27 protein-coding genes and 2 tRNA genes are annotated in these 26,673 nt (G+C 30.5%); 10 read left to right on the forward strand and 19 right to left on the reverse strand.

Annotation, left to right across the window (positions count from 1 at the left end; all coding sequences use genetic code 11):
- The first annotated feature begins 5 nt into the window (after positions 1-5).
- Positions 6-533 (forward strand): ribosome maturation factor RimM, encoded by a 528-nt coding sequence (gene rimM / locus MHM83_RS04525; protein WP_173359428.1) that lies wholly within the window; start codon positions 6-8, stop codon positions 531-533.
- Here the strand turns inward: rimM and MHM83_RS04530 are convergent.
- Entirely contained in the window at positions 530-1,033 is a 504-nt protein-coding gene (locus MHM83_RS04530) for a GNAT family N-acetyltransferase (RefSeq protein ID WP_073182593.1), read from the reverse strand. The two genes, rimM and MHM83_RS04530, sit on opposite strands and share 4 nt — an antisense overlap.
- Before the next feature lie 52 nt (positions 1,034-1,085).
- Here MHM83_RS04530 and MHM83_RS04535 point away from each other — a divergent pair, with 52 nt between their 5' ends.
- Together MHM83_RS04535 and MHM83_RS04540 are read left to right on the forward strand one after the other, a co-directional pair.
- Positions 1,086-1,676 (forward strand): PhnA domain-containing protein, encoded by a 591-nt coding sequence (locus MHM83_RS04535; RefSeq protein ID WP_239178580.1) that lies wholly within the window; start codon positions 1,086-1,088, stop codon positions 1,674-1,676.
- A 20-nt stretch (positions 1,677-1,696) separates the two neighbouring features.
- Positions 1,697-2,050, forward strand: coding sequence for a hypothetical protein (locus tag MHM83_RS04540; RefSeq protein ID WP_159489035.1), 354 nt, complete (start codon positions 1,697-1,699; stop codon positions 2,048-2,050).
- Positions 2,051-2,054: 4 nt separating this feature from the next.
- Here MHM83_RS04540 and MHM83_RS04545 read toward each other — a convergent pair whose 3' ends face one another.
- Together MHM83_RS04545 and MHM83_RS04550 are read right to left on the reverse strand one after the other, a co-directional pair.
- On the reverse strand, positions 2,055-3,110 hold the full coding sequence (locus MHM83_RS04545) for a nucleoid-associated protein (protein WP_125066673.1): 1,056 nt from the start codon (positions 3,108-3,110) through the stop codon (positions 2,055-2,057).
- A 33-nt stretch (positions 3,111-3,143) separates the two neighbouring features.
- Positions 3,144-3,743, reverse strand: coding sequence for a ribonuclease HII (locus MHM83_RS04550; protein WP_239178582.1), 600 nt, complete (start codon positions 3,741-3,743; stop codon positions 3,144-3,146).
- Positions 3,744-3,813: 70 nt separating this feature from the next.
- Between MHM83_RS04550 and MHM83_RS04555 the strand changes: the two genes are divergently transcribed.
- Positions 3,814-5,772, forward strand: coding sequence for a putative porin (locus tag MHM83_RS04555; protein WP_239178584.1), 1,959 nt, complete (start codon positions 3,814-3,816; stop codon positions 5,770-5,772).
- A 1-nt stretch (position 5,773) separates the two neighbouring features.
- Positions 5,774-6,025, forward strand: a complete 252-nt coding sequence (locus MHM83_RS04560) for a hypothetical protein (RefSeq protein ID WP_047790285.1) — start codon at positions 5,774-5,776, stop codon at positions 6,023-6,025.
- Here MHM83_RS04560 and MHM83_RS04565 read toward each other — a convergent pair.
- From MHM83_RS04565 to MHM83_RS04575, 3 genes are all read right to left on the reverse strand, one after another.
- On the reverse strand, positions 5,987-6,355 hold the full coding sequence (locus MHM83_RS04565) for a GNAT family N-acetyltransferase (RefSeq protein ID WP_239178586.1): 369 nt from the start codon (positions 6,353-6,355) through the stop codon (positions 5,987-5,989). The genes MHM83_RS04560 and MHM83_RS04565 overlap by 39 nt on opposite strands.
- A 130-nt stretch (positions 6,356-6,485) precedes the next feature.
- On the reverse strand, positions 6,486-7,970 hold the full coding sequence (gene nhaC, locus MHM83_RS04570; protein WP_047790283.1) for a Na+/H+ antiporter NhaC: 1,485 nt from the start codon (positions 7,968-7,970) through the stop codon (positions 6,486-6,488).
- A 195-nt stretch (positions 7,971-8,165) separates the two neighbouring features.
- The gene (locus MHM83_RS04575; protein WP_239178588.1) at positions 8,166-9,365 is read right to left on the reverse strand and encodes an aminotransferase class I/II-fold pyridoxal phosphate-dependent enzyme; all 1,200 of its coding nucleotides are present in this window, start codon (positions 9,363-9,365) and stop codon (positions 8,166-8,168) included.
- 163 nt (positions 9,366-9,528) lie between these two features.
- Here MHM83_RS04575 and MHM83_RS04580 point away from each other — a divergent pair, with 163 nt between their 5' ends.
- Complete coding sequence (locus MHM83_RS04580; RefSeq protein WP_159489047.1) at positions 9,529-9,987, forward strand: Lrp/AsnC family transcriptional regulator; 459 nt, start codon at positions 9,529-9,531, stop codon at positions 9,985-9,987.
- On the opposite strand, the gene MHM83_RS04585 is transcribed toward MHM83_RS04580, so the two are convergent.
- The 4 genes from MHM83_RS04585 to MHM83_RS04600 form a co-directional block, all read right to left on the reverse strand.
- Positions 9,982-11,082, reverse strand: a complete 1,101-nt coding sequence (locus MHM83_RS04585) for a DUF4407 domain-containing protein (protein WP_239178590.1) — start codon at positions 11,080-11,082, stop codon at positions 9,982-9,984. The genes MHM83_RS04580 and MHM83_RS04585 overlap by 6 nt on opposite strands.
- Positions 11,083-11,245: 163 nt before the next feature.
- Positions 11,246-12,673 carry a M56 family metallopeptidase gene (locus MHM83_RS04590; protein WP_239178592.1) on the reverse strand — a complete coding sequence of 476 codons (1,428 nt, stop codon included), beginning with the start codon at positions 12,671-12,673 and terminating at the stop codon, positions 11,246-11,248.
- A complete protein-coding gene (locus tag MHM83_RS04595) occupies positions 12,673-13,041 on the reverse strand; it encodes a BlaI/MecI/CopY family transcriptional regulator (RefSeq protein WP_047790279.1) in 369 nt (122 codons plus the stop codon). Before MHM83_RS04595 ends, MHM83_RS04590 begins: the two co-directional genes overlap by 1 nt.
- A 136-nt stretch (positions 13,042-13,177) precedes the next feature.
- Positions 13,178-14,566, reverse strand: a complete 1,389-nt coding sequence (locus tag MHM83_RS04600) for a dipeptidase (RefSeq protein WP_239178594.1) — start codon at positions 14,564-14,566, stop codon at positions 13,178-13,180.
- 101 nt (positions 14,567-14,667) lie between these two features.
- Between MHM83_RS04600 and MHM83_RS04605 the strand changes: the two genes are divergently transcribed.
- A tRNA-Leu gene (locus MHM83_RS04605) sits at positions 14,668-14,749 on the forward strand.
- 271 nt (positions 14,750-15,020) lie between these two features.
- On the opposite strand, the gene MHM83_RS04610 is transcribed toward MHM83_RS04605, so the two are convergent.
- Together MHM83_RS04610 and MHM83_RS04615 are read right to left on the reverse strand one after the other, a co-directional pair.
- Positions 15,021-16,085: a PD-(D/E)XK nuclease family protein gene (locus tag MHM83_RS04610; protein ID WP_239178596.1), complete on the reverse strand. Its 1,065-nt coding sequence runs from the start codon at positions 16,083-16,085 to the stop codon at positions 15,021-15,023.
- Between the two features lie 29 nt (positions 16,086-16,114).
- On the reverse strand, positions 16,115-16,366 hold the full coding sequence (locus MHM83_RS04615; RefSeq protein ID WP_239178598.1) for a helix-turn-helix domain-containing protein: 252 nt from the start codon (positions 16,364-16,366) through the stop codon (positions 16,115-16,117).
- 88 nt (positions 16,367-16,454) lie between these two features.
- On the opposite strand from MHM83_RS04615, the gene MHM83_RS04620 reads away from it, so the two are divergent.
- Positions 16,455-17,207, forward strand: a complete 753-nt coding sequence (locus MHM83_RS04620) for a hypothetical protein (RefSeq protein WP_239178600.1) — start codon at positions 16,455-16,457, stop codon at positions 17,205-17,207.
- Positions 17,208-17,516: 309 nt separating this feature from the next.
- On the opposite strand, the gene MHM83_RS04625 is transcribed toward MHM83_RS04620, so the two are convergent.
- From MHM83_RS04625 to MHM83_RS04640, 4 genes are all read right to left on the reverse strand, one after another.
- On the reverse strand, positions 17,517-17,963 hold the full coding sequence (locus MHM83_RS04625) for a hypothetical protein (protein ID WP_239178602.1): 447 nt from the start codon (positions 17,961-17,963) through the stop codon (positions 17,517-17,519).
- 2 nt (positions 17,964-17,965) lie between these two features.
- Complete coding sequence (locus MHM83_RS04630) at positions 17,966-18,418, reverse strand: helix-turn-helix domain-containing protein (RefSeq protein ID WP_239178604.1); 453 nt, start codon at positions 18,416-18,418, stop codon at positions 17,966-17,968.
- 20 nt (positions 18,419-18,438) lie between these two features.
- Positions 18,439-19,002, reverse strand: coding sequence for a hypothetical protein (locus MHM83_RS04635; RefSeq protein ID WP_239178606.1), 564 nt, complete (start codon positions 19,000-19,002; stop codon positions 18,439-18,441).
- A 93-nt stretch (positions 19,003-19,095) separates the two neighbouring features.
- Positions 19,096-20,076, reverse strand: a complete 981-nt coding sequence (locus MHM83_RS04640; protein WP_239178608.1) for a phage integrase SAM-like domain-containing protein — start codon at positions 20,074-20,076, stop codon at positions 19,096-19,098.
- 535 nt (positions 20,077-20,611) lie between these two features.
- Here MHM83_RS04640 and MHM83_RS04645 point away from each other — a divergent pair.
- Together MHM83_RS04645 and MHM83_RS04650 are read left to right on the forward strand one after the other, a co-directional pair.
- Positions 20,612-20,693 (forward strand) — tRNA-Leu (locus tag MHM83_RS04645).
- A gap of 901 nt (positions 20,694-21,594) precedes the next feature.
- Positions 21,595-23,985 (forward strand): outer membrane beta-barrel protein, encoded by a 2,391-nt coding sequence (locus MHM83_RS04650; RefSeq protein ID WP_239178610.1) that lies wholly within the window; start codon positions 21,595-21,597, stop codon positions 23,983-23,985.
- Between the two features lie 10 nt (positions 23,986-23,995).
- On the opposite strand, the gene MHM83_RS04655 is transcribed toward MHM83_RS04650, so the two are convergent.
- The 3 genes from MHM83_RS04655 to MHM83_RS04665 form a co-directional block, all read right to left on the reverse strand.
- A complete protein-coding gene (locus tag MHM83_RS04655; RefSeq protein WP_159612940.1) occupies positions 23,996-25,093 on the reverse strand; it encodes a helix-turn-helix domain-containing protein in 1,098 nt (365 codons plus the stop codon).
- Between the two features lie 15 nt (positions 25,094-25,108).
- Positions 25,109-25,804, reverse strand: a complete 696-nt coding sequence (locus tag MHM83_RS04660) for a hypothetical protein (protein WP_159612938.1) — start codon at positions 25,802-25,804, stop codon at positions 25,109-25,111.
- A 140-nt stretch (positions 25,805-25,944) separates the two neighbouring features.
- Positions 25,945-26,649: a M48 family metallopeptidase gene (locus MHM83_RS04665; RefSeq protein WP_239178613.1), complete on the reverse strand. Its 705-nt coding sequence runs from the start codon at positions 26,647-26,649 to the stop codon at positions 25,945-25,947.
- Between the last annotated feature and the right edge of the window lie 24 nt (positions 26,650-26,673).

Consider the following 26,673-nt stretch of genomic DNA (forward strand, 5'->3'; position numbering starts at 1 on the left):
CGATGATGCAAAAAGAAGATTGCTTTTATCTTGGCAAAATCGTTAAAAAACATAGTTTTAAGGGTGAGGTAGTTATTAAGTTAGATACTGATGAACCCGATCTTTACGAAAATTTGGAATCAGTTTTTGTCGATTTAGGCAATAATCTGATTCCTTTTTTTATTGAAAAATCTTCCCTGAGTAAAGGAACTATGTTTAGAGTGAAATTTGAGGATGTTGATACGGAGGCAGATGCCGAGGCTATTTTACGTTCTGAAGTTTACCTTCCATTAGATATGCTTCCTAAACTTTCTGGAGATAAGTTTTATTATCATGAAGTGATAGGTTTTAAGGTTGTTGATACTTCTTTTGGAGAGGTGGGAAATATAGTAAGTATTAATGACTCTTCAGCGCAACCTTTATTTGAAATTGATAGAGAAGGAAAAGAGATTTTCATTCCTATGATTGATGACTTTATTAAAAAAGTAGATAGAGATACTAAAACTATTAAGGTAGAAACTCCAGAAGGGTTAATTGATTTGTATTTGAGTTAAAAAACATACTCAAATACACAATCTTCCCCGTCTTCAAAAACTTGTTGCATCCCAATAAACTCAAAACCTAGGTTTTTTAATAGTTTTTGAGATTTTTCATTTTTTGGCATCGTCAAAGCTAATACTTTGTCTTGTTTGAATTTAGTACGGACGTATTCAATAATTAGTTTTGTAGCCTCTGTTGCATATCCTTTACCTCTTCCTTCGGGTAAAAATGCGTATCCAATATCAATAAAATCTAACTTGTCTCTTTGCAATGCTGTAGAGGCTCCAATGGGTTTGTTGGTTTCTTTTGAAATAACCGTGAAAAAACCAAGTCCATTTAATTTAGAGTTTTTAAACAAAGTATCCTTTAGGTAGATACGGGTTTCTTCAATAGATTTTAAATTTTTATCTCCTATAAATTGAATCCAATCAGGATCATTAAATAGTTGAAAATAAAAAGGTGCATCGCTCACTAGAGCTTCCTTAATAATTAGTCGTTCGCTTTCTAATAACATAGCCTAAATATATAATTAAAAATGTACTTTTGCGAAGCAAAAAAAGAATAAAATGAGTTTATTACAAGAATTACAAGATAGAAGCGGAAATCAATGTGAATTATGCGGATCAAAAAGCGATTTGTCAATTTATGAAGTACCACCAATTTCAACAGGAGGAGTTGATGGGAGTTTGTTGGCTTGTAGTACTTGTATTGAGCAAATTGAAAACTCAGAAGCTACAGACGCTAATCACTGGCGTTGTTTAAATGATAGTATGTGGAGTGAGTTTAGAGCAGTGAAAGTTGTGGCTTGGAGAATGTTACACCGTGTCAAAAAAGATGGATGGTCACAAGATTTGTTAGATATGATGTATTTAGAAGATGAAGAGTTACGTTTTGCAGAAGCTACAGGTGAGCATTTAGATGAAAGTGAAAAAATAATTCATAGAGATGTAAACGGAGCTATTTTACAAGCAGGAGATAATATTGTGTTGATTAAAGATTTAAAAGTAAAAGGTTCTAGCATGGTAGCAAAGCAAGGAACTGCTGTACGTAGAATTTCGTTAGATCCTGAAAATGCTAAATATATTGAAGGTAAAGTGGGAGCACAAACTATTGTGATTATTACCGATTATGTAAAAAAAATGGCTGAAAAGGAATAGTTTTTTATATTTAGAATAAAATGTCTGCTAAATATTACAAAGAAAAACATTTACAAGCAACAAGATATAAAATAGAGAACGTTATCAGGCAGCAAGATTTTTTGTTAAGACACAGATGGAAAGTAATTGCTGCTGGTATTGTTTTTAGCTTTTGGGCTCCAACTTATGGTGTGGGGCATTCTTTTTCTAATAAAAAATCAATGCTGCAAAAAACAGAATATAGTTATTTAAAGTTAGTAATGCTTTGCGCAACTATTTATATGATTTTCTGCATTCTTTATCATTTTTCTAGCAGACATCAGGATAAGAAAAAACTAAAAGAATTGAAAGAGTTAGAAAAAAGATTGGAAAAAGAAATTTCGGAGTTAAACTAACTTTTTACTTCTCAGTATTATAATACACCTTATAAAACTTCATTTTCTTGTCTTCATCGTATCCTTGTTCTAAATATTCAGCAGAAGCATCAGGAGCATCAACATCAATTTTAATTTGAATATTGGTGTCTAATTTAATTTCAGTTTTAAACTTACTTTTTTCTTTCTTTAAAACAACATCAGATACTTCAAAATTATTACGAATTAGTACATCGTTTAATTTTTCAAAGTGCTGCTTGTAATCTTCAAAAAGATCTTTATGCTTGTCTTCTTCAAAAATTTCATCTTTGAAGCCATGATAATCTACACTTTCATGCTCTTTAAAGTAATCAACAGTATTGGCTAAGAAATTACTTTGTTCTTGTTTTCCAAATTCAGGTTTTATAACCTCTTCAGAAAACTCTTTGCACATTTCTAAGTAATTTTGAGTATGTAAGTTACGATCATCAGCATATTTAACACTTAAGAAGTTTTTAATCCAGTATTGCGCATCATATTGGTTGTTATCTACCGATAAAACGACAGTTCCTTCTGCATCAGTAGAGTTTAAAATTAAACAACCCTTATCCAATCTTTTTGTTGAAATTCCTTTTTGAACTACTACATCAAAACTATCGTCATCTAAATAGGTTTGAAAGAAGTCTACCTTACTTTCAATTTTAAAAACACCAACGGCCTCAGTTAAAACATCTTTATATTCAATGCCTTCAAAATAAGCTACAATTACATCCCCCGTTTTAATATTGGCAGAGTTTGATTGTTCGTATAGGTGATTAACAATGTTTTTAGAATGTTCAATAAAAACTTCGTTGCTATCATCTTCAAAAATATCAGAAGTATATTTATTGATTTCGTTTAGACGAACATCAGCATGATGACTAAAGCGGTAACTCTGAGTAACTGAACCGAAAGGCTTCAGTAAAAAAGGGAGTAACAATTCGTAACTTTCTTCATCAAAACGCACTAGACTTTCAGAAAAGGCATTCTGCCCGCTATTGTATTTGTTAGCTACTTTGTGAATGATACATTTGTTAATTTCGGTGCGAGTTCTTTTAATCATCTTCTAAAAAATTGGAAGACAAAAATAGAAAAATTAAAGTTTCAATTTTAATTGTTCTGGCAACAATTTAAATGATTTTCGGTGATAGGGAGTTGCTCCAAATTGACGAATAGCTTCGCGATGTTCTTTTGTAGGGTATCCTTTATTTTTCTGCCAGTTGTACTGCGGGAATTCTTGATGAATTTTCTCCATATACTCATCACGATAGGTTTTGGCAAGTACAGAAGCAGCTGCGATACTCATAAATTTAGCGTCGCCTTTTACAATGGTTTGATGTGGAGTTTCTTGATAGGGTTTGAATTTGTTTCCGTCAACAATAATAAACTCAGGTTGTACATTTAATTGTTCTATTGAACGATGCATTCCAGTAATAGATGCTTGTAAAACGTTTAGCTCATCAACCTCTTCTTGATGTATAAAAGAAATTCCAAAAGCTAGTGCATGTTCTTCAATATAAGGTCGAAGTTTTTGTCGTTTTTTTTCAGAAAGTTGCTTGGAGTCGTTTAGCAATTCATGCTGAAAATCACCTGGTAAAATTACAGCTGCTGCAACTACAGGTCCTGATAAACAGCCTCTACCAGCCTCATCTGTTCCTGCTTCTAATTTATGCCCGCTATAGTTTAATTGCAACATGCTACAAATTAACAGTTTTCAAAGAAATTAATCGTGATTTTTGTCGTTAAATTATTTTACTTTTGTTGTTATGAAGAAAAATTTCTTAGTATTTTTTTGTTTGATAAGTGTTCAGATAATTTTTGCCCAAAAAAGAACGGTTGATGGAGGTTTGGGGATAGGAAGAGGTGGATTTGACCAAAACATAGATTCATTGCCCGATAATGAGATTAATGTAAAACTTAGTAGAAAAACTAAGTACACTGATTATAAAATTATATCACATAAAAATGATACTACCATTGTAGATACTACATTAACAATTCAAAAAGAGTATAAATTCAATTTCTTAAGAAAGGATAATTTTGAATTATTGGCTTTTCATAATCAAGGACAAACTTTTAACAATTTAGGGTACGATTTTACTAATATTTCTAAGTTTCCTAATATAGGTTTTAGAGCAAAAATGTTCAATTATTTTGAAATTGAAGATGTGAATTATTATCATGTGCCCACCCCTACAACAGAAATAATGTATCGTACAGGGTTAGAGCAAGGTCAGGTATTGGATGCGCTTTTTACAACAAATTTTTCTAAACGATTTAACGTATCGATAGCTTATAAAGGACTTCGTTCTTTAGGAGCTTACAGGCGTTCTTTAGCTAGTACGGGTAATTTTAGGGTTAGTTTTAGTTACGAGACTCCTAAAGGACAATACGGGATTAGAGGGCATGCTGTAAATCAAGATTTTTTTAATCAAGAAAGTGGAGGACTAACCGAAACTTCTTTAGAGGCATTTTTAGCAGATGATCCTAATTTTAGCGGAAACAGAGGTAGAATGGATGTGAATTTGGGTAATGCTGAAAGTACTTTAGATGCTAAGAGATTATACTTTGAACATACTTTTAAATTACTTTCTTCAAAAGATAGTGTGAGTCAAAAAGACTTTTCTAATTTAAAACTTGGGCATTCATTTACTAGAGATTCTAAGTTTTATCGATTTACTCAAGGTACAGCATCAGATATGTTTGGTGATGCAAATATTTCGAGTAACATTAATAATAAAACTATTTATTTACTATATAATAATCAGTTTTTTTTAGATTTTAATTCAAAATATGTACTAGGAAAATTTCGTGTAAAAACAGAATTATCAAATTATACATATGGATATGAAAACTTACAGAATAATACAGTTGGAATTACAAAGAATAAGCTGAAGGGAGATGCAATTTCGTTTGGAGCTGATTGGAATGGAAGAATAGGGAACTTTCATGTAAATGCTTCTGGAAGTCTTACCCCAGGAAGTGGTCGATTGTCAGGGAATTATCTTTCAGGGGAAGCTTTCTATAAAAAAGATAGTGTACTTACTGTGAAAGGGAGGTTAGGAATAAGTAACAAATTACCTAATTTTAATTTTTTATTACATCAAAGTAGTTACGATGATTTTAATTGGGAAAATAATTTTTCTCAAATAGGGACACGTACATTGGGAGGGGTTATTGAGTCTAAATGGGGAAATGCTTCGTTGGATATCACTAATATTAGTAATTACACGTATTTTGATGAAAATGGTCAACCGAAACAGTTTTCAGGAGATGTAAACTATTTAAAGGCAAAGGCATCTAAAGAATTTACCTTTGGAAAGTTTGCTTTAGATAACACTTTAATGTATCAAAAAGTAGCAAGTGGAAATAGTGTTTTTAGGGTTCCAGAATTTGTTACTCGTAATACACTTTACTATACAGATGAATGGTTCAAAGGAAAACCTTTGTTGGTACAAATAGGAGCTACATTTAAGTACTTTTCAAAATATAAAGCAAATGCGTATAACCCTTTATTAGCTGAGTTTACTTTACAAAATGACACAGAAATAGGATATCCTACAGTAGATTTGTTTTTCAATGCTAGGGTTCGTAGAACTAGAATTTATTTTAAAGCAGATAACATAAGTTCTTTTGTGTTAAAAAAGAATTATTTTTCGGCTCCAAATTACCCGTATAGAGATTTCGTAATTCGTTTTGGAGTAGTGTGGAACTGGTTTATATAAAATGAAAGAAAAGCTGCGAAAAAATTGGAAGTTGTTTTTAATAGCAAGTTTAACCTTAGGTTTAGCACCTTTTAGACCACCACATATTGTTGGGAAGTTACAATGGATAGCAGGAGGGAATGCCTTTTCAGGAGAGCACGCTATGCAGTTTATGGATTGGTTTGATGTTTTTTTGCATGGAACTCCTTGGGTACTTTTAATAGTATCAACTTTATTACATGTTTTCAGGAAAATAGAGCTCCATTTCAGATAAAAAACGTCCTTTAATACTGCTCTCTCGTTTCCCAATTATTTCAAAACCATGTTTTAAATAAAAAGCATCCGAGTTTGAGTCTGATAAAACATTTAATACAGCACAAGAACCGCCTATACAAGATTTTTTTACATGTTCTAGTAGTTTAGAACCAATTCCTTGGTTTATAAATTTAGGGGAGACAAATAAAAAATCTAAAAAACTTGTTCTAATATTAGCTCGATATAAAACATAAAAACCAGCTGTAGTATCGTTAACTTGAAATTTGTAAACATTACAGTTGGTAAACATTTTAGGGGAGACTGTTAAGTCGTTTTTCCACTCTTCCATTTATTCTTTGGAATATCCCCAATATGCTTTTGAACTTATGGCAATTTCAGTTAATAAGTTAGCGTCTTGTATTTGAGCTTTTACAATCATAAAAAAAGAAGCTCACGAAAGGTGAGGTTTATAAACGTTATTATTTAGAAGCTAGTTGTTTTATTTTAATTCTGAATGCAGCAAATAGTAATGTTGTAAAAGGGCTTAGCCAATTAAACATGGCATAAAAAGCATAATCTATAACAGGAACACCTAAAACACCAGAATGATAAGCTCCGCAAGTATTCCAAGGAATTAAAACAGAGGTAACAGTACCAGAATCTTCTAAAGTTCTACTTAAGTTTTCAGGAGCCAACCCTTTATCTTTATAAGCTTGTGCGTACATTTTTCCAGGTACAACAATTGCTAAATATTGATCAGAAGCGGTGAAATTTAAACCTATACATGTACCAACAGTACTGGCAAATAATCCGAATACTGAATCAAATAAGCTTAACATAAAACTGCTAATTTTAGCTAAGGCTCCAATAGCATCCATGACCCCACCAAAAACCATTGCTAATAAAATTAACCATACGGTCCCAAGCATTTTTTTCATACCACCGGCAGTAAATAAATCTTTTAACACTTCATTATCAGTAGTTACAGAGGTTTCTACGGTTATAGCTTGCATTATTCCTCTGTAGGCAGATTCAAAATCTAGCTTTTCAACTCCAGAAATTTGAGAAACAACATGAGGTTGAAAAATCAAAGCAAAAGCACCACCCAATATGGTTCCAGCTAAAAGAGCGATTAAAGGAGGTGTCTTCTTAATAATTAGAACTAAAACTAATACAGGTACAAGAAATAACCATGGGGTTATATTAAAAGCTTTGTTAATGTCGCTAAGCATTTGTTGAGTATTCGCGTCACCAGTTGTAGTTTGGGTAAATCCTAAAATAACAAAAAAGATAATAGTTACTATAAATGTAGGTACAGTAGTATAAGTCATATATCTTATATGTGTAAACAAATCTGTTCCAGCCATGGCTGGAGCCAAGTTTGTAGTGTCTGACATTGGAGACATCTTGTCGCCAAAATAAGCACCAGATAAAACTGCACCAGCAGTCATACCTAAAGAAATACCTAAAGCTTCACCAATACCAATTAAAGCTATACCTACTGTTGCTGAAGTTGTCCAAGAACTTCCAGTGGCAACAGATATAACTGCACATATTATTAAACAAGCTACTAAAAAGATAGTCGGGTTTAAAATTTGAAGCCCGTAATAAATCATTGAAGGTATAATACCGCTTACAAGCCATGTTCCTGCAAGCGCACCTACCATTAACAAAATTAAAATAGCACCTGCTGTTGATTTTATGTTTTCAGCAACTTCTTCAATCATTCTTTCGTAGGAAACTTTATTTTTAAAACCTACAATAGCCGCAACAGCTCCACCTAATAATAAAATAAATTGATTACTTCCACTTAAAGCATCGTCTCCAAATACATATACATTATATGCAAGCATACCTATTAAAGCGAAAACAGGAATCAAAGCTTCCCAAATACTCAACTCTTTATTTTGAATTATTTTTTGATTTTCTATTTCAATTTTAGATAGGTTTTTGTCGTCTTGCATGTATGGTATTTTTTTCGGCTTGTAATGTTACGATTTTGTAGAGAATTACACAAATCGAATTAGTTTACAATATTTTTTAAAAAAAATTGAATAGAAATACTATATAAACAAAAATGTCATTTTAAAAAATGTGAAATGGTTTAGTGCCTTTCATTTTGTTTAAAATGATAGAATCGAGAAGATATTATAAGTGTTTTACAAAACGCCTACTTTTTTCATGCAAGTTTTCATCATTTGATAGGTGCGCTCTATGTCATTATCTAATCCAATAGAAAAACGAATTAATCCATCGGTAAGTCCCATTTCTTTTTGTTCTTCTAAAGGAATTTCTGATGACGTTGAAGTCCCTGGAGCTGAAAATAAAGTTTTGTAAAAACCTAAACTTACAGCTAAGTACCCTAGATTTTCATCCTGCATTAATTCCATTAAAGCATTGGCTTTGTCTAGAGATCCAGCATCAATAGTTAGCATTCCTCCAAAACCATATTCTTCATTCATCATTGATTTAAACACCTTATGAGAAGGGTGTGATGGTAATCCTGGGTATACAGTTTTTAATCCGTCAGCTTCAAACTTTTCAGCTAAATAACTCGCATTTTTACTGTGTTGCTTTACTCGTATATGTAAAGTTCTCATGTTTTTCAGGATTGAAGAAGCGCGTAAAGAGTCCATAGAAGCTCCTAATAACATACTTGCCCCATCAATTACACTTTTTTGAGAATTGATAAAATCTGCAGTTCCACAAATAACTCCTCCCATAGTGTCAGAAGAACCATTGATGAATTTTGTTAAACTGTGAATAACAATATTGGCACCCAATTGAGCTGGAGAAATTGATAGAGGAGAAAATGTATTGTCAACTACCAACTGTAAATCATGCTTTTTAGCTAATACTGAAAGAGCTTTAATATCTGCGACCTCTAATAACGGATTGCTTACAGTTTCGCAGTAAATCATTTTAGTATTTTTGTTAATGGCAGCTTCTACTCTGTCTAACTTTGTAATGTTTACAAATGAAGTTTCAATTCCTATTCTTGGAGTAAAGTTTTTAAGAAAGGCATAAGTTCCTCCGTAAATAGTTCTACTTGAAACGATATGATCTCCAGCCCCACATATTTGTAAAATAGTAGGAGTAATGGCTCCCATACCAGTAGCTGAAACATTAGCAGTTTCAGTACCTTCCATAGCAGCTAAAGCTTCAGATAGGTATAAGTTTGAAGGAGATGAGTGGCGAGAGTATAAATAACAACCATCTGTATTCCCTTCAAAAGTATCAAACATGGTCTTTGCTGATAAAAAAGTATAGGTAGAAGAATCTGAAATAGAAGGGTTAACTCCTCCAAATTCTCCAAAGTACTGTAGATCTTGTATGTTGTTTGCAGGTTTAAATTTCATATCGATTAAAGTTAATTATTAGTAGACTACTAAGTTCTGTTTTAGTTGTTTAAAAATCAATACAAAGCGGTTTTTGTAGAAAATTACACTAATTTTATGTTTGTATTTAGTTTTTTATTAGTTTGTGTTCAGATAAGTTGTAATAAAATAGATTTTTTTTCAGATGAAGTTAGATAATATAGATAAGAAGTTATTAGGGTTACTTCAAACAGATAGTAAACAAACAACAAAACAGTTATCATTGCAATTAGGTCTTTCTGTAACAGCTGTTTATGAGAGAGTAAAGAAGTTGGAAAAAGAGAAGGTCATTAAACAGTATGTTGCGTTGCTAAATAAAAACAAAATAGAAAAATCATTTTTAGTTTTTTGTCATATAAAGTTAGAGAAACATAACAAAGATTATATAGCTCTTTTTGAGCGTGAAATTAAAAAATTAGAAGAAGTAACAGAGTGTTTTCATGTAAGTGGAGATTATGATTATGTGTTAAAAATTTATGTGAAAGATATGGATGCTTATAGAGAGTTTATGATTAATAAAATTACAGCATTAAAACATGTTGGAAGTACTCACAGTATTTTTACAATAGGTGAGGTTAAAAACTCAATAGCAATAGCTTTATAAAATATTTTGTTGATTTTTATAAAAAGAATCAGCCTGTAGCTTCATAAGGTTACGAGCCATCTTTTGTTTATAATTGTAGAGTTCTTCTTCTGTTTTTAAATCAGAGTATATTTTGTTGTTGAGGTCTATATCAGTGTGTAAAATAGCTTCTCGTTGATGAACTTGTTGTTGAATCCAAGTTTTAACTTGAGATTCATGGTTTTCCAATTTATAATCGTATTCACTTTTTGAGCTAATAAGTTTGGCAAAAATAGGAGCAGTTTCTATTGCTAAAAATAGTAGGAAGATAAAGAAAGAAGGTAGCCAAGGTAGTTTGTTTAAAGCATTAACACGAGCCATTAATCCATCAAAATTAGAAATAATAGGTTGTGTTTGTGTTTCTTTTAATTTTTGACTTTCGATCAAATTAGCAATAGCAGTTTCTTTCTGTTTTATTTTTTCGGTATTTTCAGCTTTTAATTGATTAAGTTCTCCAAGGGCAGTATCGTGTTTATCTCTTTTCTCTTTGTAAACAGGTCCTCTGCCAATTAATTTGGTGCCTTTTCTTCCTTCGGCTTCAGCTATATAGGTTTCATATAATTTATTTACCTCGCTTTCTTTCGTTGTGACCTCATCTTTTAAAGAAGTGATTTCAGAATTAATTTTTGTTATTTCAGGAGTGAATTGTTGTGCAATTTGAGTTTTGTTATCTAAAGTCATCTGATTTTTTTCAGTCAGTAATACTTGATTGATTTCCTTTTCGAAAATTTTTAATTCTAATGGTTTAGAAATCACCACAGTAATTATCATAGCAAGTAACAATCTAGGAAGTATTTGTATAAGTTCTTTTCGTTTAGACTCTCTTTTTTTAATAGTAGAAACAATAAATCTATCTAAATTAAAAATGAGTAACCCCCAAACAATACCAAAGAAAATAGCGGTGTAAATATTATCAAAAACTGTAAATAAAGCATAAGCAGAAGCAATGGTAGCCATTAAAGCAGTGAAGAAAACGGTAGCACCAATACCAGCATATTTGTTTTGTTCACCATTAGCACAATTTTCAAGCAAATCTAAATCAGCTCCAGAACAAAGAAGGAAAAATCGTTTTAACATAAAATAAGCTTATAGCTTAATAACGACAGATTTAGGATTTTGTTACAAAAAAAGCCTCATTTAAGAGGCTTTTAACAAGTATGTGTTTTGAATATCAGTTATTTGTTGCTAGTTACATATACTAACCCTGTACCATCTTTATTTTTTTTAACATCAACTTTTCTTATGTCTTTAGGTGCAATTTTGTGTAATTTTTCTTTAGAAATAAGTTTACATCTAAGTAATATTTTATATCAGAGGTGTTAATGTTATTTGTGTTTTTAGTAACTTTTTTGCTATAAAACTTGATGATTTTTTTATTGTTTTTAGCTTGTATTAAGGTTCTTAGTCCTTTTTTATTTTTAATTAACTTAATAACTTCATTATAACTCAGCTTTTTGTCATCGAAATAGAAATCAGCATTTTTGTTTTGATATATGTATTCGATAGCATTTATTGAAGGAGGTGGAATGTTTGAGGTTTCTTCTTCTCTAATAACTCCATAGCTATGGGGTGGAGGTGGAGGTATGTTTAAAGCTTTACCTTTTATAACAATTCTACTTGTAGGGCTTGGAGGTGGAGGGAGTTGTCCCTTTTCATTCTCTGTTAATTCTGAGATTTTTTTAGTTATTTTATTTCCTTTTTCATCATGATAAGTTATTTCCGCGTCTTCATGATTAATACTTTTTTTATACACTGTTACTGATGAAGGAATTGAATCTTTTGAAGTTTCAGTAGAGAGTACATGTTTTTTTGTTGTTTCTGCTTCAACTCTTTCAGCAAAGAGAAAAGCGAATCCTGCTATTACTGGTATTACTGCCAGTTTTTTTAGCAAAATTTTGGTACGAGAACTTTGTTTTGTCATCATTAATAATCTTTTTTTAGTTAATAAATAATTCAAATTACTGGCCAGGTAATATTCGTTGTTCCAAGTAGCTCTATTTAATAGTAAATACTGATACTTAGTAGTGTTTTTATGTGTAGTAATCACTTTGTTGTCTGCTAAAAACTCATGATTTAGTTTTATTGCTTTTTTAAGAAATATAAATGTTGGATTGATCCAAAAAATAATTTGTAAAAGTTCAATCAATAAGATATCAAACGTATGCTTTTGCAAAGCATGTGTTAATTCGTGGGTATAGAGTTCAGTTTCTATTTTGTTTGTGTTATATTCTTCTTTATTGATAAAAATGTAGTTCCAAAAGGTATGTGGGCTAATAGCATCATCTACTAACACAAGGGTAGCTTTGTCTTTTTTTATTTTTTTATACTGTTTTATCTTTAAGAAGATATTAAATAGGTTTTTTGTAAAGCGGATTAATAAAATGATAGCTACAATTGTATATCCAAGAAATAAATATTGGGTATAGCTAATTTCCTTAACAGGATTTACATCCAAATTTGAATCTGTAATCAAGGAAGGGACAGCCTTTAAAGTATTCGGAATAGTTTCTATATAGATCTTATAAAAAGGAGCTATAAACGAAAATAATACACTACCCAATAAATAAAACCGATTGAATTGGTGCATTTTTTCTCGTTCTAATATCAAATGATAAAAGAGAAGCAGCAATGCTAAACAAATTCCTGATTTGATAAAATACGTTATCATTATTGTTGCTTTTTAATTTGCTGATCGATAATTTTTTTTAAATCTTCTAATTCTGAAACTGATAAATCTGTTTTTTCAGTAAAAAATGAAGCAAATTGACTAGCAGAGTTATTAAAGAAGTTTTTAATCAATCCGTTTACATGCTTTGAAAAGTAGTCTGACTTTTTTACCAAAGGAAAATATTCTCTCGATTTTCCATCCAATGTATAATCTACAAATCCTTTATCTTTCATTCTTTTTAATAGTGTAGCAACTGTAGTTGTGGCAGGTTTTGGTTCAGGAAACTCTGCTAAAATATCTTTCATAAAAGCTTTTTTTAGTTTCCATAAATATTGCATCACTTGTTCTTCAGTTTTCGATAATTGCATTTCGATAAAATTTGAATTATATTCTACAAATGTAGAAATAAATTTTAATTCTACAGGTGTAGAGTTTAAAATGTTGCAAAAAAAAATAGCCTTGAATGAGTTTCAAGGCTATTTTATTAATGTTATTAAGGATGAATTATTTTGATAATTCCGTAAAATATTGATAAAAATACGGGATAGTTTCAATTCCTTTCAAGTAATTCCACACTCCAAAATGCTCGTTTGGTGAGTGAATGGCATCAGAATTTAATCCGAATCCCATTAAAATGGTTTTACTCTTTAATTCTTGCTCAAACAAAGCAACAATTGGAATGCTTCCTCCGCTTCGTTGCGGAATAGGAGTTACTCCAAAGGTTTCTTGGTATGCTTTACTTGCAGCTTGGTAGCCAATATTATCAATAGGAGTTACATATCCTTGACCTCCATGATGAGGTTTTACCTCTACTTTTACTGATTTTGGAGCAATACTTTCAAAATGTTTTTTGAACAATTCAGTAATTTCTTCCCATTTTTGTCCTGGTACTAAACGCATTGAAATTTTAGCATAGGCTTTTGAAGCAATAACAGTTTTTGCTCCTTCACCTGTATATCCTCCCCAAATTCCGTTTACGTCTAAAGTAGGGCGAATAGAGTTACGCTCGTTAGTAGTGTAACCAGCTTCTCCATGAACATCATCAATATCTAAAGCAGCCTTGTATTCTTCTAATGAGAAAGGTGCTTTCGCCATTTCATCACGCTCTTCACGAGACAATTCTTCTACTTTATCATAAAATCCTGGGATGGTAATATGATTGTTTTCATCGTGTAATGAAGCAATCATTTGTGTTAAAATGTTGATAGGGTTTGCTACAGCACCTCCATATAAACCAGAGTGTAAGTCTCTATTAGGTCCAGTAACTTCAACTTCTACATAACTTAATCCACGTAAACCAGTAGTAATTGAAGGAATGTCGTTGGCAATCATTCCTGTATCAGAAATTAAAATCACGTCGTTGGCAAGTTTCTCTTTGTTTCTAGGAACAAACCACGCTAAACTTTCTGAACCTACTTCTTCTTCACCTTCAATCATAAATTTCACGTTACAAGGTAGGTTGCCAGTATGAGTCATGTATTCTAATGCCTTTACATGCATATACATTTGCCCTTTATCGTCACATGCACCGCGTGCAAAAATTGCTCCTTCAGGGTGAATGTCTGTTTTTTTGATAACAGGATCAAATGGAGGAGAAGTCCATAAATCGATAGGGTCTGCCGGTTGTACATCGTAATGACCATATACCAATACTGTTGGTAAATTAGGATCTATTATTTTTTCTCCATAAACGATAGGGTATCCAGGAGTTTCACAAATTTCTACTTTATCACAGCCTGCTTTTTCTAAACTTTCTTTTACAGTATCAGCAGTATTTAATACGTCTTGATTAAAGGCTGGATCAGCACTTACTGATGGAATTTTTAATAAATCGATAAGCTCATTAATAAAACGATCTTTATGTTGAGCTATATAATCTTTTACGTTTTGCATGTGTTGTATATTAATTAGCATCAAAAATAAGAAAAATAGTATACTTCTTCTTTGTAGTTTACAAGTATTGTTTATATTTGCATCCACAATTTCAAAAGTACGCGGGCGTGGTGGAATTGGTAGACACGCTAGACTTAGGATCTAGTGCCGTGAGGTGTGAGAGTTCGAGTCTCTCCGCCCGTACTTAATCAAGATGCAATTAGCTTATTTTTAGTTAATTGCATTTTTTGTTTCTTAAGATTTGCACACTATTTGCACATTTTTTCTGAATTATTACTTTACTGTAGGTTAATAATTAATTGTTTACAATGAATATTGTTTTATATTATTCTAAGGTGTTAATCAAGTAGAATAGACCTAATAATTTACGGCATATCTAGAAGCTTTATTTAAGTTCTTTAGATGAAAGTTAGAAGACATTTTTTTAGCTATTAATAATAAAAGACCTCTAAATTTATCTTCTAGGTAATTGAGTATACTCGTCTAATATACTTTCTAATTCATCTAATTTTTGATGAAGATATTTTTTAATTTCAGTTATATGGTCTTCACAAGATAAAAACGCTTGTAAACTTTTAGTAGAGTATATAGATGAAGAACCAGTATGTAATTCTAAATTATCAGGTTCCCAATTGGTATAACTGTTTACTATTTGTTTAAAAACTTGTGTTATTTGTTCTCTTTTTTTTGTCCTTGATTCTATTTCAATAGCAATTCCGATTTCAGGATATTCTTTCTCATTATTGGAATTCATCCAATACCCCAATGAAACAGACATGTGGTCATTATGATATAACCAATAAGTGTAGTTGTCATTTCTTCCTAATTGGGTTAAGGCTGTAGAAGATTTTGGTGCAGCTCTATTGATTTCTTCAAATCTTTTGGATATTTCTCCAAACATAGTTTCATCCATCATATTTTTAACTTTAGAGAAATTAGTTAATGTTATTATGTCTGAAGGAGTAAATTGATTATTCATAGATAAATTTATTTGTTTCATGAATTTTAATAATTCTGAAATAATTGTGGAGTTTTTGTATTGTGTTAAAAAGGAGAATATTTGATACCAACGTAATTGGACAAAATTAATTTGAGAGTTACAATTTTTTAAAATGGTACTAGTATGTTTTTTATCATAATCTCTAGTTAGGTAAACAAGGGTTTTATTTTTAAAAGGCTTTTTCTCTAGATGATCTGCGTAACGTCGTAGTTGATTATATCCTTCTGTTGCGTTTATTTTATTCTCAAAAAATACTAAACTATCCTCCATTGATATAACAATATCAGGACGACTACTGATGTTATGGGATTCTAATTTAGGAAGTTCTACTTGAGTTGATACGCTACCAAATTCATTTGCCTTTAAAGCTCCTATTTTAAAGTGTTTAAGAAACTCTTTTAAAACATCTTGGTTTTGTGCTAGGGTATAGGCAAATAGCTCAGTTAAGTAATCCTCTAAAGGTTCGTTATGGTTTCTTGCCTTTAAATCGAAGAGTATTTTAAAAATTCCCTTTGTCATTTATTTTTTCAGGCAAAAATAAAAAAAGATTAAAGTTTTATTTTAAAAAACTCTTGAAGTTCAACTTCCATAGCAATAGCTAATGCAGATATTGTTACTACGTTAGGTGTAACTATGGCTTTCTCAATTTTATATAAGTATTGTCTATCTTTTCCTACTAATTCAGCAAGTTGTGTCTGGGTTAAGCCTTTTTGTTTTCTAATTTCTTTAACACGGTTACCAATTTTTATTGGTATCTCAGATTTTAATACTTCTAACCTTTTCTCTGATAATTCTATCATATTGTAAATGTCCAATATGATAAATGATATTTTGTAACCTTAAATAACTACATTTTTGTATATTTGAGCGAATTAAAAATAAAATCTTATGAAAAAATATTTAGCAAGTATTATGATTGCTTTTCTAGTGTCGTGTGGAACAAGTACAAAAGAAGAAACCCCTAAGGAGAACTCTGAGAAAGATAACTTAACAGAGAAGGTTATTCAAACTGAAAAGGTAGAAGAATTAGTAAAGAAAAAACAAGAGGAAAAGAAGTTGGAAAAGCTTCGCTATTACATGAATAACTCTTCTGTAACAGATGAAAATGGGATTTCTTACAAGCTAAAGGTAGTTAAAACCATTATTGGTCAGGAAAATATGTATACTTCTAAAAAAATGTATGTTACTGAAGGAGATATAGGCTTTGATAAATATGTTGTAGTAAGTTCTTATCGTATTAAAACTCTTTTTAAACTTAAATCTAATGGAAAAGTTATTGATAACATTGAGCTAGAAGGTTTTTTAGTTAAATCTCAACTCAATGGAGATACTAAATATAATTTTTGGGATTCAAAATTGAATAAATGGGTTGTTAAAACTAAACAAGATGTAATAATGTTACGTAATATGAGCTGTAATGATAGTTTTATATATTATCCTCAACTCGATTCAAAAACACACAGAAAAAATAGAGTTACTGAATTTACAAGTGTTTGGTGTAATTTTGGTATTGGAGATGATGTAAAGAACGCAAAAATAGAAGCAATAAATAAATGCGGAATGCTTGAAGATAATCTTAAAAATATTCAATATACAACTGATAATCTTTTGGATATTAATAATGTTTTTAAAAGCAATTAGTTTACTTAAATTAACAGTTGAGAATGTAAGTTTTAAGCTCTCTAATTATTTGCAAAAGTTGTCACTCTGTCTTTTTACTTATAATAGTATAAATACACTATGACAACTTTTGCAATGATAAAAGTAACTATAAAGAAATAGAAATGACCCTTTAAGGGTCATTTCTTATTAAGGCGTTAACCCTAATTCTTCATACTTTTCTATCCTGTAAATTAAATCTTCATTTTTGATTTCCCAACTTCCAAATATAGAGGCTTTTCTACAAGACCTCCATTGTTGTTTATTCCAATCGAAGAAAGTTAATATATCTTATTCTCCTACTTCAAAAGTAACGTCTTTTTTTACTAGTTCTTTAACGTTAATAGTGTGAAGTAAAAATTTATTAAAAGAAGTATTTTCCGTTTTACTATGTAAAACCCCTCTTGTAGTTCCCACCGTAATCATTACGAGGTGTCTAACAAACTCTTTTGGTATAGTTAAGTTCGTGCTAGATTCGTTTAGGAAATTATTCCAAGTATCTTCGTTTATTTCAAAGTTACAAGCAATCTCGATTATTAAAAAGGGAGAGTCTTCTTGACTAAAATTTGCAGAGAAGATTATTGATAGTTTTCTTGACTTAATATTTATTCCAAATTTCACACCTATTTTTAGGTTCAAATCTTCGATATCTTCTTTGTAAGACGATTCGATAATAGCAAATTGTTCTGTTGTTATTTTCGTTAAAACAAACCCTATTTTTTCTTTTTTGGTTGGCATGATTAACTGGCTAATTCGTAGTTTGGTTTAGTTTTTTCTTCAGGAGTGAAAAAATCATTAACATTATGGATAGAGTAGTAAACAGAATTATAGTTTGTAGCTTCTGTGTACTTATTGTTCTCAATAATTGTTTGATGTTGTGGAACTTTAATTAATGAGATGTTAAGAATTTTCTCAATTTTCGTAATTGTTTCTAGTTGTAAATTCTCTGTGCCTTTTAAAAGTTTACTAACGTATTGAGGACTGCATTTCATTTGGTCAGCTAACTCTTTCTGATTTTTAGGGAATTTGTTTGTCTTTTTATTATTACTTAAAGCAGATAAGACTTTAACTGAAATTTGAAATGAAATGTCTAACCAATCTTTATTGTCTCGTCTGTATCTAGCTTCATCAATCCAAGAGGTATCTTTTATTGATGATTCTTTTATACTATTTATTAATTTATCGATACTCATAGGTGCTCTTTATAAATATTTTATTTTAGTTCATAAAAGCCAATATCATCAATATGATTTTGATCATGTTCTATTAGCAAATTACGAAGTTGTTTTAACTTTTCTAATTCAAGAGTTAAATGTTCTCTATTGTTCATAGTTCTAGTTAATTTTATGGCTCCACCACAAACAATAAAGAAATTTACACTGAGTCTTAAAGCATATAATCTAATCCATGTTTTTTTGTTTTCACCATAGGCTTTGTTTCTTTCATATTTTTCACCAAGATGGCTGTCACTTAAAGGTTTAAATAAAGAGGATAAAGTTTCGTTTTTATTAGTTTTACCATTTTCAGCAACTTCTAATATTTTTTCTTCAAAACTATTAGCTTCATTTTTGGTTCTTACAATAGCTTCGTCAATATTTATACCATTCCAGTATGGATCGTTTAAATCATTAATGTTTTTTTCGAAAAATTCTCGTAAATATATAGGATCTCTCCAACGAGTAAAACATTTTCGAAACTCATTTTCATTGTCATTTAAAACTGTGATAGAGTATAAACTGTCCTCTACAATCTCTGCAAATGTACTACTTATTTTCATTAAATCAACCTGTGAGTTTATTTTTTAACTACAAAATTAACATATTTACAAGTTGATTTAATAAAGTTTAAGTGTTAAGTTATTACGAAGTTATTAACTTGATTTATATAGCTCTTTAAATTGTTTAGCATAATCGTAAGATGTTTTACCGATATAACCGAGAAATGTTTTCTCGCTTCTATGTCCTGTAACACTCATAATTAAATAATTAGGAAGCCTTCCGAAGTTGTTCGTACAGAAGGTTCTTCTACAAGTATGAGTTGAAATTAATTTCCATTTCTCATACTTTCCTAATTCTCTACGTTTTGAGTCTTTATTAAATAGAAATCCTTCTGTTAATTGATTAATTCTAGCAAGTTTACATACTTCTTTCATGTATTGATTAAACTTCTGTTGGCTAATCTTATGAGGAAATCCATTAGATATAATTTCTTTTACTTCATCAAGTACAGGAATAGTAACTAAATTACCCGTTTTCTGTTGCTTTAATTCGATAACTTCTAGGTCATTTCTAGTATGAAAATTATCTAAAGTTATGTTGAGTAAATCTCCTGCTCTTTGACCTGTATAACAGCCTAAAAGAAGCCATTTACGGACGTTTTTAAGGCTTTTTAAGGGGAGTTCTATATCTTTTATAGATTCCAATTCTTCTGGTCTTAAAACGATTATATATTCGTTTTTTGTCTTGTATCCAGATACTTTAAATAATTGTGGATGTGTTTCTAAACCATTAAATTTAGCGTCGTTACAAAGTGTTTTAATAACACTTAACATTCTACCTGCATAACCAGAAGCATATTTCTTAACATCAATCATCCAATTAACAAAACGGTTGCTAAAATCAAGATTTACATCTTTAATTTTGATAGCTTCTTTTCCTTGAAACTCAATTAAGAACTTTTTTAAAATTTTAAAATCGTCAATTCTTGATTTAGACAACCCGAAAGTTCCTTTAGCATTTTTAATAGTCGATGACTTATTTATGTAGTAATCTACGTAGTTAACTAAAGTTAAAGGAAGTTTATGTTTTGTGTTAGTAGTTCTATTAAAAAAGTTGTTAATACAGTCTTGCAACCAAAGTTTATTAATGTCAGTAACTTCAAAATCAATATTGAATCTATTATAAACGAATTCTTCAAGATTAATAATTGTTGATTTTACTTTTAAAGATTCCTTACAGTTCGCCTTAGGGATATTTTAATTGCTTGTTTTTAGAATCAAACCAGTAACTTCTTTTCGATTTAAATTCGGTATTAATAAAAATATCGAGTTTATTGTTTTTATCCTTATGAGTAAATCTCATAGTTAATGAACCAAAGTCTTTTATAGACCTAAAAATAAATTTAATTGATGCCATTTTTTGCACACTATTTGCACACTAAAGCATAAAAACAGTTAAAATGTGGTGATTTAAGAATGTTGTGAAATTAAGTCTGTTACAGTCTTAAGTCCAATAAGTACGCGGGCGTGGTGGAATTGGTAGACACGCTAGACTTAGGATTTAACCTAATAAAAGTTCTTAAAATATTGAAAAAGCGGGCGTGGTGGAATTGGTAGACACGCCAGACTTAGGATTAAACCAAATAAAAAGTGTTAAATTGCACTTTATGCGGGTGTGGTGGAATTGGTAGACACGTCAGACTTAGGATCTGATGCCGCAAGGTGTGGGGGTTCGAGTCCCTTCACCCGCACAAAAGCCGAAGATTTATCTTCGGCTTTTTTTATTGAAAAAACTAAGCGAAAAAATGGACAGGTACAACATAGGTACAACATTTTCACTTTTTTCAAGATAAATATGGTTTGGGATAACTTAATCTCAATTAATATCAAGCGCTATTTCTCACAATAAGAATTCATGAAATTTAGGTTTTCTTGACCCTCGTTCTTCGATTGAGAGTTTATTATCATACAATATTTCCGAAAGTTAAACTCGTAAAATACTTGCATCAAAAGACTACGGCATAAAGTCATCGCTTATGCCTCTGCTCATTTATTCCGTTTCCTTTTGAGCCAAGATTTTATCTTCCGTTTGGTTCACTGCTCAAATATGGTTTAATCAAAAACTTGAGTATTATGACAACAAAAACAAGTAATAAAGTAAAATATATAATAACTTTTAAAGTGTCCAGAGATTTCAGCAAACTATAAATCCAGACTTGGCCACTTGGAAAATTAAACCATACTAGAAACAGGCTAGAAAGACCTTTGATGAAAAGTTATTGAATCAACTTTATAAGAACACTCCTATTGTTTATAGTGAATTTAGAAATGGTTGAGAAGGTTATAGGCAATCAAATTCGTATTTGTAATCAAATAATTTCTATTGGTGCTAAGTACAAGTCTAAATTTTTTAACAAAATGAGATAAACAATTATCTCTACTACATTTTTCTACCGCATTTACTTCAATAAGTTTTGTTTAATTACAATATAAAAGAGTATTAAAACACCGACATGCATAGTTGAAATACAGTATTTAAACTCAAAGTAAATTGATATATCGATACTACAAACGGTTAATGAACTTCCATTAACAAATTTATAAGATGTAACTAATGATGCTTTGAATACTATTGCTTCAAAACTTAAAAGTATGAAAGCAATAATTCAAAACATTTTTCTGGCATTAATCCTAATTTGTTCAAATATACATATAGGTAATGCCCAAAATTCAAACGACTTTTCGTTAACCATTACAGGTCAAGTTATAGATAAAACATCAAAAAAGCCCATAAGTTATGCTACTGTTGTTGTAAAATATGCAGAGGATGGTAAGGTTATTACCGGTGGTATATCAAATGACGATGGTCAATTTGTAATTAAGGATATTTTATATGGGTCAAAGATTATCGAAATTCAATTTATCGGTTATAAAACCGTTGTAAGAGAGATAAATATAGATAGTAAGTTAACAGAATTGGGTGTCGTAGCGCTAGAAGAGGATACAGAACACCTAGACGCAGTTGAAATTATTGCAGAACGTTCTACCATAGAACAGCGCATTGACAGAAAGGTTATAAATGTTGGTAAAGATTTAACAACGGCTGGTGCTTCGGCAGCTGACATTATGGGTAATATTCCTTCTGTAGATATAGATCAAGACGGGAATTTATCGCTGCGAGGCAATTCTAACGTTCGTGTGCTTTTAGATGGGAAACCAACAAATATTAGTGCCAATCAAATACTACAACAAATCCCTTCAACATCTATAAAAAAAATTGAATTAATAACAAATCCTTCAGCTAAATACAACCCTGAGGGGATGAGTGGTATCATAAATATCATTTTACATAAAAATACAAATACAGGTTTTAATGGTTCTTTGAGCACAGGAGTTGTTGTTTGGGATAATGTACAATATAATGGAAGTACAAATATTAATTACAGATCCGAAAAGTTTAATCTTTATGGAAGCTACGGACTTAACAATAGAAAAAGAAGAGTAAAAGGAAGTATTTTAAGACAACAAGACAATTCTAACGAAAAATGGAATTCAGCAAGCGATAGCAATTCACACTTATTCAAATTAGGCTTAGATTATTTTTTAAACGATAAAAACACATTATCTATTTATACAAACCAGAATATTTTTGATAGTAATGTTTTAAGTAAAAACAGAGTTTTATTTAGTAATCAGACTGATTTTATTTATCAAGGTTACGATAGTGAAAGAGATAATATTAATGCAAGCTATAATTTTGATTATAAGCATATTTTTGACAAGAATAATCATACTTTAGAGTTAGAGCTTGATTACAATACCTATAATGGTAATGAACTATCAGATTTTCTCATTGAGAACGAAATGAGTACTAATAGCTATCTAGATGATATAGGCAACACCAGGAATAATATTATAGTTAATCTAGATTATGTAAGTCCCTTATCTGATAATGCTAGCTTAGAAATAGGTGCCGAAGCTCGTTTACAAGAAATCGATAACATGTTTATAACATCAAATAGCGATAGTTTTAATTCTAGTTATAGCTACAATAGAGATATCTATTCATTTTATACAAGCTATACAAAAACTATAGGGAAGTGGGACTATCAGGTTGGCGCTAGATTAGAAAACTACGATGTAAAAGGCCTTTTTAAACAAGTAAATGCCAATGTTGAATTATTTGAAGATAAAATTTTCAGTGTTTACCCTTCAGCTTTTCTTAAATATACGCCAAATACCGAAACGCAAAAAAACTCTTATCAAATAAGTTTTAGCAGAAGAGTAGATAGACCTGGTCTAGACCAAATTAATCCAATACGAGTTTGGTCTTCTGCTCGTGTAACAAATGTTGGCAATCCCAATTTACGACCACAGTTCACTAGTTCAATAGAAGCTAATTATACAAGAAGACTAAATAATAAAGGCAGTATTACTAGCGGTATTTTTTACAGGACGATCTCAAATGAGATTACACGATTTGCATTTCAAGATCTGCAACAACCTTCAAGAATATTGTTTTCTTACAATAATTATGAGGATAATACAGCTTATGGTTTTGAACTATCTGGAAATTACAAACCTCTGAATTGGTGGAATTTTAACGCTAGCTTTGATATTTATGCACAGACCCAAAAAGGTGTAGCAGAAAATGTTGAAGTTGAAGTAGATAATGTATTATATAACATTAAAATGACCAATAATTTTAAAGTTAATAATGATCTCACTTTTCAATTATTTGGTTTGTATAGAGGTGCAAATAAAAATTTACAATTTGAAACCGAAGCATTCTACTTTGTAAATGCTGGTGCTCGTTATAGCTTCGCAAACCGAAAAGGGACATTAAGTTTAAATATGAATGATATTTTTAAAACACAACAATTTTCATTTAATGGTTACAGGCCTATAACACAAAAAGGTGAGTTTAGCTGGAACAGTAGAACTATATATATTGGTTTGTCTTACCGTTTTGGTGGAAAGGGTAACTCTGCAAAACGAAAGAAGCGCGACAATAATGAGAAAAGAGGTAGCGATTTTTTATAAAAATCGCTACTCAATTATTAAAATATTGTGAAGGTGTAGTGCCCATAAGATTTTTAAAAGACTTTATAAAGGTGGCTTTAGAGTTAAATCCTACCTCTTGTGCTATACCAAATAAGGTTAAGTCATCTTTTTTAACTTTGGCAACTTCAATAAATTCTTTAATTCTATAGTAGTTGACATATTCAAAAAAGTTCATACCTATACGTTCGTTGAGTAACCGTGCCATTTCTGGATTTGAGATACCGATCATTTCAGATAATTCAGCTTTTAAAAGTTTATTATTAAGATATGGCTTTTTATTTTGCATAAGCGAATCAAGCTGTGCTTTTAAGCGATCTAAATCGTCATTGTTAAACTTAGATTGATTGTATTTTTTCACAACATTTAATGGCTTTCGCTGATATATTTCTGATGAAATCATACTGTAATAAGCAATAAAGAGCACTATAAATGATATAATGAGCCAAACAATAGTTCTAAAATCACGCTCTATCATTATTGGACCAAATAAACTAATTACATAAATAACAGACCAAACTACTAAACAAATTCCTATAGCGATATGTAGGTTGTAGAAAAAAGAATTTTTTACAGAATAAGAGAGCTCATTTTTTAATTTATCCCTAAATGTCAAAAGACTTCGAAAGCTAATAAACCAATATGTCGTATTTACTATTAAACCCATAGCATGGAATAAATAGATAACTCTGTCACTTTCGCCAGATAACATACGATTTTTTAAATCGATATTAGAGGGTAGTACAAAGTAAAAAACCACAAAAAATGAGTAACTTAGAGCAGGTAAATAATGGACTAAATCTGCAGCTTTGAAGTCTTTTCCTAAAAACGATGTTCTTGTAAATAAATAAATGGTAGTGCCAAAAAGTAAACCTGCTAGTTCTGAAAATGCAATCAATCTAAAATCTTGTCCAAACAAGCCTTGTATATGTAGTATTTTTCCAATCAACCCTATAAGAATGGCAACAATTAGAACGATTAGGTATTTATTAACAAGTTTTCTTCTTTTTGAAGAAAATACATACACGATAAGTAAAAGCACACATTGCAAAAAAGCAAAATAAATTAATTGATTATAGATGGATTGCATTTTATTTATATTAAATTATTTAATCAAAAACTGATTGACATTTAATAATCCCTCAGTGTCCATTTTATTATTTTTCTTGTGAAACTCTTCAAATTCTTCCTTGCTATCCCATTCTGTAATCACAAAATAATCTGGATTATAATAGTATTTAAACGGCGATTTACCATTGATTAATTCTACTACAGTCTTACCACCACTTGTCTTAGATTCCTTTTTATATTCTTTTAAAAATGAATCAAAATTTTTGTCATCCTTTTTCCAATAGGCTGTGGCCACATTATATTTTTCTTTATTGATGCTAAAAGTAACGTCTTTTGGCATTTCATAATAGGTTAAATTAAAAATCGAAAAAATAGTTCGCCTCTGTTCATCAAAATCCGGTACTTTAGTATATATATCCGTTAAAAAAAATTCGCGTTTTTCAAGATTGTCCCATTTACCAATAATGAATACATTAGGCTCTATATTACCTTGCAAATTTGAAGTGCCAGAAGCTTGTAATAATTTAAAACTCTCTTTAACAGCAACAGTAAAAGCCGTTTCCCTGTATCGTTTGTATTCCTTTTCTATATTCGGTTTTCGCTCTACTAGTAAAATATCCAATACCTCACCTTTTTTTAAGGTAAATGTTTTAATTGTTTCTTGACTATACCCAATTTGTGATACTAGTGAGAAAAGGAATAAGATTGTTAATTGTTTAATTGCTTTCATAATTTTTGATATTAGTTTAAATTCATTTTCAGCTAAATTATGTAGCCATTAAGAAAACAATCTTAAAATAAATACAAGTTGGGTTTATATACGGTTTTTATACGTTTTATGAGTTGTTCTTACAGTGTTTTTTAATGAATTTAGAACTCTAAGTTTTTTAGTCTTTTTTCTATTTTAGGATGATTAATGTTTCCTTTTGTTAATTTTCCTTGAGATAATTCATCCAGACGTTTTAAGGCATTAATCATGGATTCTCGACTATTTTTGATGGCAGAAAAGGAATCTGCATCATATTCTAAAAAATACATGATTTTGTTAGGGATATAGTAAATAACAAGTCCAAATAAAGCCCCGCCTAAAAACACGGAAAGTCCTTCGAAAAATTTATTTGGGAAATCAAAATCATCCATTACCGACCTTCCAAAAAGATATAACGTTAAAAATGTTACGTTTAGAACGTACATAATGAATATGTGCTTTCTTTTGTGATGTCCAATTTCATGATAAATAATAGCTTTCAATTCTGAGGGATTTAAGTTCTCCTTTAAATCTTTAGCTAAGATTATGATTTTATAAAACGGAATAATGCCAGTAGCTATGGCGTTGGTGCTGATTTTGTCTGTAAAAAAAACTTTAAAATTCAACCCATCTTCGTTGAGTTCCTCTTCTGTCGAAAAACTTCTTTGGTGTCTTTTTGATAAAAGGACATTTTGAAGTGGGTTTAAAATAAACCAATAGCCATAAAGAGACATTGATAAAAGGGTGAAAAATAGTATATCATTATCAAAGTCTTTAACAAAGATAGATGGTAAATATAGTATTCCCCCTAAAAAAAGTGATGCCAAAAGTATAGATAGTAAATTGTCTTT

This window comes from Tenacibaculum sp. Mcav3-52, from assembly GCF_022347665.1.
Lineage (GTDB): Bacteria > Bacteroidota > Bacteroidia > Flavobacteriales > Flavobacteriaceae > Polaribacter > Polaribacter mesophilus.

Excerpts from the sequence above, each read along its gene's own strand:
- rimM (WP_173359428.1), top strand. The coding sequence starts at position 6 with ATGCAAAAAGAAGATTGCTTTTATCTTGGCAAAATCGTTAAAAAACAT.
- MHM83_RS04530 (WP_073182593.1), bottom strand. The coding sequence starts at position 1,033 with ATGTTATTAGAAAGCGAACGACTAATTATTAAGGAAGCTCTAGTGAGC.
- MHM83_RS04535 (WP_239178580.1), top strand. The coding sequence starts at position 1,086 with ATGAGTTTATTACAAGAATTACAAGATAGAAGCGGAAATCAATGTGAA.
- MHM83_RS04540 (WP_159489035.1), top strand. The coding sequence starts at position 1,697 with ATGTCTGCTAAATATTACAAAGAAAAACATTTACAAGCAACAAGATAT.
- MHM83_RS04545 (WP_125066673.1), bottom strand. The coding sequence starts at position 3,110 with ATGATTAAAAGAACTCGCACCGAAATTAACAAATGTATCATTCACAAA.
- MHM83_RS04550 (WP_239178582.1), bottom strand. The coding sequence starts at position 3,743 with ATGTTGCAATTAAACTATAGCGGGCATAAATTAGAAGCAGGAACAGAT.
- MHM83_RS04555 (WP_239178584.1), top strand. The coding sequence starts at position 3,814 with ATGAAGAAAAATTTCTTAGTATTTTTTTGTTTGATAAGTGTTCAGATA.
- MHM83_RS04560 (WP_047790285.1), top strand. The coding sequence starts at position 5,774 with ATGAAAGAAAAGCTGCGAAAAAATTGGAAGTTGTTTTTAATAGCAAGT.
- MHM83_RS04565 (WP_239178586.1), bottom strand. The coding sequence starts at position 6,355 with ATGGAAGAGTGGAAAAACGACTTAACAGTCTCCCCTAAAATGTTTACC.
- nhaC (WP_047790283.1), bottom strand. The coding sequence starts at position 7,970 with ATGCAAGACGACAAAAACCTATCTAAAATTGAAATAGAAAATCAAAAA.
- MHM83_RS04575 (WP_239178588.1), bottom strand. The coding sequence starts at position 9,365 with ATGAAATTTAAACCTGCAAACAACATACAAGATCTACAGTACTTTGGA.
- MHM83_RS04580 (WP_159489047.1), top strand. The coding sequence starts at position 9,529 with ATGAAGTTAGATAATATAGATAAGAAGTTATTAGGGTTACTTCAAACA.
- MHM83_RS04585 (WP_239178590.1), bottom strand. The coding sequence starts at position 11,082 with ATGTTAAAACGATTTTTCCTTCTTTGTTCTGGAGCTGATTTAGATTTG.
- MHM83_RS04590 (WP_239178592.1), bottom strand. The coding sequence starts at position 12,673 with ATGATAACGTATTTTATCAAATCAGGAATTTGTTTAGCATTGCTGCTT.
- MHM83_RS04595 (WP_047790279.1), bottom strand. The coding sequence starts at position 13,041 with ATGCAATTATCGAAAACTGAAGAACAAGTGATGCAATATTTATGGAAA.
- MHM83_RS04600 (WP_239178594.1), bottom strand. The coding sequence starts at position 14,566 with ATGCAAAACGTAAAAGATTATATAGCTCAACATAAAGATCGTTTTATT.
- MHM83_RS04610 (WP_239178596.1), bottom strand. The coding sequence starts at position 16,085 with ATGACAAAGGGAATTTTTAAAATACTCTTCGATTTAAAGGCAAGAAAC.
- MHM83_RS04615 (WP_239178598.1), bottom strand. The coding sequence starts at position 16,366 with ATGATAGAATTATCAGAGAAAAGGTTAGAAGTATTAAAATCTGAGATA.
- MHM83_RS04620 (WP_239178600.1), top strand. The coding sequence starts at position 16,455 with ATGAAAAAATATTTAGCAAGTATTATGATTGCTTTTCTAGTGTCGTGT.
- MHM83_RS04625 (WP_239178602.1), bottom strand. The coding sequence starts at position 17,963 with ATGCCAACCAAAAAAGAAAAAATAGGGTTTGTTTTAACGAAAATAACA.
- MHM83_RS04630 (WP_239178604.1), bottom strand. The coding sequence starts at position 18,418 with ATGAGTATCGATAAATTAATAAATAGTATAAAAGAATCATCAATAAAA.
- MHM83_RS04635 (WP_239178606.1), bottom strand. The coding sequence starts at position 19,002 with ATGAAAATAAGTAGTACATTTGCAGAGATTGTAGAGGACAGTTTATAC.
- MHM83_RS04650 (WP_239178610.1), top strand. The coding sequence starts at position 21,595 with ATGAAAGCAATAATTCAAAACATTTTTCTGGCATTAATCCTAATTTGT.
- MHM83_RS04655 (WP_159612940.1), bottom strand. The coding sequence starts at position 25,093 with ATGCAATCCATCTATAATCAATTAATTTATTTTGCTTTTTTGCAATGT.
- MHM83_RS04660 (WP_159612938.1), bottom strand. The coding sequence starts at position 25,804 with ATGAAAGCAATTAAACAATTAACAATCTTATTCCTTTTCTCACTAGTA.